This window comes from uncultured Romboutsia sp. (assembly GCF_958366745.1).
In the GTDB taxonomy this organism is placed as follows: domain Bacteria; phylum Bacillota; class Clostridia; order Peptostreptococcales; family Peptostreptococcaceae; genus Romboutsia; species Romboutsia timonensis.
Window position 1 is genome coordinate 1 of sequence record NZ_CATXCO010000163.1, and the last position, 5,442, is coordinate 5,442.

At 28.6% G+C, this 5,442-nt stretch carries 5 protein-coding genes; all 5 read right to left on the reverse strand.

All coding sequences use genetic code 11. The annotated features are described in order from the left end of the window. On the reverse strand, window positions 1-886 hold an 886-nt coding region (locus Q5F54_RS10045; protein WP_302334348.1), incomplete at its 3' end, for an ROK family protein. A 53-nt stretch (window positions 887-939) separates the two neighbouring features. Next, window positions 940-1,710, reverse strand: a complete 771-nt coding sequence (locus tag Q5F54_RS10050) for a GNAT family N-acetyltransferase (RefSeq protein ID WP_281538600.1) — start codon at window positions 1,708-1,710, stop codon at window positions 940-942. Between the two features lie 332 nt (window positions 1,711-2,042). Then, window positions 2,043-3,314: a replication-associated recombination protein A gene (locus Q5F54_RS10055; RefSeq protein WP_330644346.1), complete on the reverse strand. Its 1,272-nt coding sequence runs from the start codon at window positions 3,312-3,314 to the stop codon at window positions 2,043-2,045. A gap of 67 nt (window positions 3,315-3,381) precedes the next feature. Then, a complete protein-coding gene (gene codY / locus Q5F54_RS10060; RefSeq protein WP_071119737.1) occupies window positions 3,382-4,167 on the reverse strand; it encodes a GTP-sensing pleiotropic transcriptional regulator CodY in 786 nt (261 codons plus the stop codon). A 132-nt stretch (window positions 4,168-4,299) separates the two neighbouring features. Then, window positions 4,300-5,442: DNA topoisomerase (locus Q5F54_RS10065; protein WP_302334349.1), on the reverse strand; the 1,143-nt coding region annotated here is incomplete at its 5' end.

The window sequence follows — 5,442 nt, forward strand, 5'->3', positions numbered from 1 at the left end:
CTATAACAATATCCCCAATTTTTGCCTTTTTAAAAGGAAGGTGTTTTTTTACTTGTTCTGATAAACCATCTAAAAGTATTTCACTAGCATTAGAAACTCCTCCACCTATTGATATAACTGCTGGATCTATAAAATTAACTATATTTCCTATTCCCATAGCTAAATATTTTTTAAATCTATTTATAATTTCAACTGCTACTTGATCTCCTTCTTTATATGCATCAAATACCATCTTAGCAGTTATATTTTCTAAGTTATTGTTACACATATCTCTTATTATAGTTTCTCTACCTTCTTTTAATAATTTCTGTGTATATTTTATTATAGCCGTAGCTGAGCAGAAAGTTTCAAAACATCCATTGTTTCCACAATTGCAGTCATAGTAATTAGTAGCAACCATAGTATGACCAATTTCAGCACCTACTCCATTTGAGCCAGTTATTAACTTATCATCTATAACTATACCTCCACCTATTCCAGTTCCTAGTGTTATCATAACTCCACTATTATAGCCTTTCATACTACCGTAAAAATACTCAGCAAGTGCTGCTACATTCGCATCATTACCTGCACGTACAATAGTTCCTTTTAGGCGTTCTTCTAACTTAGGTATTATTAAAGCATTTTCAAGACCTATATTCACACAAGTTACTCTACCTTCACTTGTAACAACTCCTGGAAATCCTATTCCTATTGAATCTATATTATTTATTTCTAATTCACTTTTATCTAATAAATCATTAACTAATTCAGTTATATCTTCTATAATATTTTCTAAACCACCAGATTGATTAGTCTCTTTAACTGACCTTTGAATAATTTCCCCATTAACTACAAGGCCAGCTTTTATACTCATTCCACCTACATCAATTCCTATTTTATACATATTTCCCTCCCAAAGTATTATATCTGTATATATTATATAATATTGCTATGGTTTTATCTATAGTATATGCCCCAATATCCCTTTTCTTTAAAACCTAGTTTATTATATATCTTTCCTGCTTCTATATTATCATAAAATAAGCATGGAATTTTATTTTCATTTATAATTTCACTACATATCTTTACTATACACTTTGTAGCTAAGCCTTTATTTCTAAAATTTGGATGCGTTCCAACTCCTACTATCATTGCATGAGTTCTAGTTTCTAATGTACTTTTTGCCATAGCCACCACTTTTTTATTTACTTCTATGCAATATCCTCTACCTGTTCTAAGTCCATTTTTTATATTTTCTACAGTAGTATTTTCAAATTCATCAATCTCTTCGTATAATTTCGCTACCTTATTTATATTTCCAAATCTTATTTTCTTAGGTCTTAATCCTATTTCTATATCATTTAATTTACTTGAATCATCAAGAACACAAAACTTGACTATTCGTTTGCGATTTACACATATTTTTCTCTCTAATTTCTGTAAAACATCTAGTTTACCACTTATTTCTATATAATTTAGGCTATTTATAAGATTAGCAAATTCATCTATATTAAAATTTCCTTGCGAATAAAATATAAGGTATTCAAAGTATCTCAACAATACACCTTCTATATGTCCTTTTTTATCTATATCTGCCCATATATCTAAAAAATAATTATCATATCCATATCGCTCTATATCCCCTATTATAAACAAGTTAAAGTCAGGCTCTCTTTTTAAGTAATTAATAACCTTGCTATGATAGATATCATCCACCTTTATAATCATAGACTCCCCCTGATATTTTCTATTTATTTTATTTAATTTTTTACTATGTATATACTATTTTGTACATTATCTCATCCACATATATTTTGCTATAATAATTTTAGCATGATTTAATTTTTTAGATGCTTATATTTTTAATTTTTTATCAAAGCAAATTATTTAATGTAATTTACTTTTAGTATTTAATCTCTATATATTATAATAGATGCTACTGCTAAAAAAAATAACACATAAAATTCTATTATAATAATATTAACTAACATCTATTCTTAGATTAAAAATAGGCTATCATGTATTTTCCAAATACTTAGTAGCCTATATTAAATTTCTTATTATTTATTTTTTTTTATATTTTCCCAATAATTATCAAATGCTATTTCATTTTTATTCTTACCTGGTATATAATATTTTTTATGCTTTATTTCGTCTGGTAAGTATTGCTGTTTAATATAATTGTTTTGATAATCATGTGGATACTTATAATCTACTCCTCTTCCTAAATTTTTAGCTCCAGCATAATGAGCATCCTTTAAATGAATAGGAATATCTCCTACATTTATATTATCTAAGTCATATAATGCCTTATCTATTGCATTTATAACAGAATCTGATTTTGGGCACTGGGCTAAGTATATAGTTGCTTGTGCAAGTGGTATCCTAGCTTCTGGTAACCCTAATTGAAGTGCTGATTGAACACAGGCTTCTGTAATAGTTATTGCTTGAGGAACAGCAAGCCCTACATCTTCACTTGCAACACATAACAGTCTTCTAGTTATATTTTGAATATCTCCAGCTTTAATAAGCCTTGCAAGATAGTGTATAGATGCGTCGGCATCAGACCCTCTTAATGATTTGTGAAATGCAGATAATATTGAATATCCATCATCTCCACTTCTATCATAACTTAACACTTTCGAGCTAGAGCACTCTACAATAGTATCTATAGTTATATTAACAGAATTTGAACCTATATCTATACCGGTATTAAAAGCTAACTCCAATTTATTTAATGCACTTCTCATATCCCCGTTACAAATCTCTGCTATAAATTCTAAAGCTTCCTCTTTAACATTAATATTCTCATATATATTCTCTTCTCTAAGTTTATCAATAGCTCTTTTAAGTCCAATAAGTATATCTTCTTTATTTATTTGCTTAAATTCAAATATAGAACTTCGACTTAATATAGCTTTATATATTACAAAATATGGATTATCTGCTGTACTTGCTATTAGCGTCACAGAACCATCCTCTATAACTTCAAGTAAAGATTGCTGTTGTTTTTTATTTAAAGCTTGAATCTCATCAAGCATAAGAACTATACCATTATACGAAAATAAATCTCTTTTATTTTCATCTATTATTTCCTTTATCTCTTTTACTCCACAATTAACAGCGTTTAATTTTACATATTTTCTTCCTATAGTATTTGCTACTATATTTGCTAAAGTAGTTTTACCTGTACCTGGTGGTCCATATAATATCATATTAGGAATAGATTTGTTTTCTATAATTTTATTTAAAACTTTTCCCTTTCCTATAATATGCCTTTGACCAACCATATCTTCAATCTTTTTTGGACGCATTTTATCTGCTAAAGGCAATACTCTCACTCCTTATACATATTAAAAATAAAAGGTATCTAGAATTTAGATACCTTTTTACAATCAATTATTGATGATTTTTTAATTTTTTAAGTTCTTCCATAAGCTTATCATTTAGTATCTTTATATGAGTACCTTTCATACCCAAAGATCTAGATTCTATAACTCCAGCACTTTCGAACTTTCTTAATGCATTTACTATAACTGATCTAGTTATCCCAACTCTATCTGCTATTTTACTTGCAACAAGTAAACCTTCTTTACCATCTAATTCTTCAAATATATGTTCAACTGCTTCAAGTTCTGAATAAGATAATGTTCCTATTGCCATTTGAACTACAGCTTTCTTTCTCATTTCTTCTTCTAGCTCTTCACCTATGGCTCTTAATATTTCAAGTCCTATAACAGTAGCACTATATTCTGCTATAACTAAATCATCATCTTCATATTCATTATCATATCTTGATAATATTAATGTTCCTAATCTTTGCCCACTTCCTAATATTGGAACTATTGTAGTTTTCTTTTCAGTTCTACCTTGTTCGAATGGGAATACTTCAAGTAATTCTTCACCTGTTAGATTTTCTAAAGTATCTTTTATCTTTAATACATTTGTATTGTATTCCTCTGGAAACTTCTTTTGCTTAGTTATATCATCTTCTACAACTGAGCTATCCGCTATATCATTAAGGTGTAATCCTAATACTTTTCCTTTAGAGCTTAATACGTATACATTTGAACTTAAAACTTCTCCTAATGCACCTGCTAATAAGTCAAAAGAGACATTACTTCCACCACTTGTTTGTAATGTTTTATTAATTTTTCTTGTTTTCTGTAATACTTCGCTCGCCATTTGCAATTCATCTCCTCATGAAAGTTATGCCTTATATACTTATATATAATAAACGTTAGTTTTTCTTATAATTATGTAATAGAAATATTATCATAATTCTATTGGTTTTTCAATATAAAGCCCCTCATTTTTTCAATTTTCACTATTCTCTTTTACCATCTCATTTTTACATTCTTTATTAGGACAAACAACTTTAGTTTCCGATTTTGTTATTTTTTCTACCATATAAGATCCACATTTATCACAAATATCTCCAGTTGGTTTATTCCATGATAAAAAGTCACACTCTGGATAATTTGAACATCCATAAAATGCTTTGCCTTTTTTAGATTTTCTAAGTATTATATCTCCATTATTACATTTAGGACATTTTACACCTATTTTATTTACAATAGGCTTTGTAGTCTTACATTCTGGATAATTCTTACAAGCCATAAACTTTCCAAATCTACCATGCTTTATTACCATGTGTTCTCCACAGTTTTCACATATTTCATCAGTTTCTTCATCCATATTTATCTTTTCTATATTTTCCTTAGCTATCTCTATAGCTTCTTTTAACGGTTCATATGATTTCGCTACAACTTCTTTCCAAGGTATATTTCCTTCTTCAACCTCATCTAGCTGACTTTCCATAGTAGCAGTAAAGTCTACGTCTATAAATTTTTGGAAATTAGTTTCTAGTATATCAGTAACTATTTTTCCTAATTCTGTTGGATGAAGACTACTTCCTTGCTTCTCAACATATTCTCTATTTAATATAGTAGTTATAGTTGGTGCATAAGTACTAGGTCTTCCTATTCCCAATTCTTCTAGGGTTTTTACCAGACTCGCCTCAGTATATCTTGCTGGTGGTTGAGTAAAATGTTGAAGAGGTAATATATCCTTTACAATAAGAGTATCTCCTTCATTTATAGGAGGAAGTATTTTATCTTCTCTTTCTGTAAAGTTATAAATCTTTGTATATCCGTCAAATTTCATTTTAGAACCAGTAGCCTTTAGAATATAGTCATTTATTTTACACTCTACGTTTAATATATCAAAAATAGAATCTTGCATTTGACTAGCTATAAATCGTCTCCATATTAAGTTATATAACTTAAATTGATCTTTCGTTAAAGAGCTCTTTATACTATCCGGAGTTCTAATTACAGAAGTTGGTCTTATAGCCTCATGTGCATCTTGTACTTTTTTACTTCCTTTTTCCTTTCCTTTATCAAAATCAGGTTTATAGTAATCTTCCCCTAATGCTTCTAATATATATTCTTTTGACTT

Coding starts and splice junctions, on each gene's coding strand:
- codY (WP_071119737.1), bottom strand. CDS start 4,167: ATGGCGAGCGAAGTATTACAGAAAACAAGAAAAATTAATAAAACATTA.
- Q5F54_RS10050 (WP_281538600.1), bottom strand. CDS start 1,710: ATGATTATAAAGGTGGATGATATCTATCATAGCAAGGTTATTAATTAC.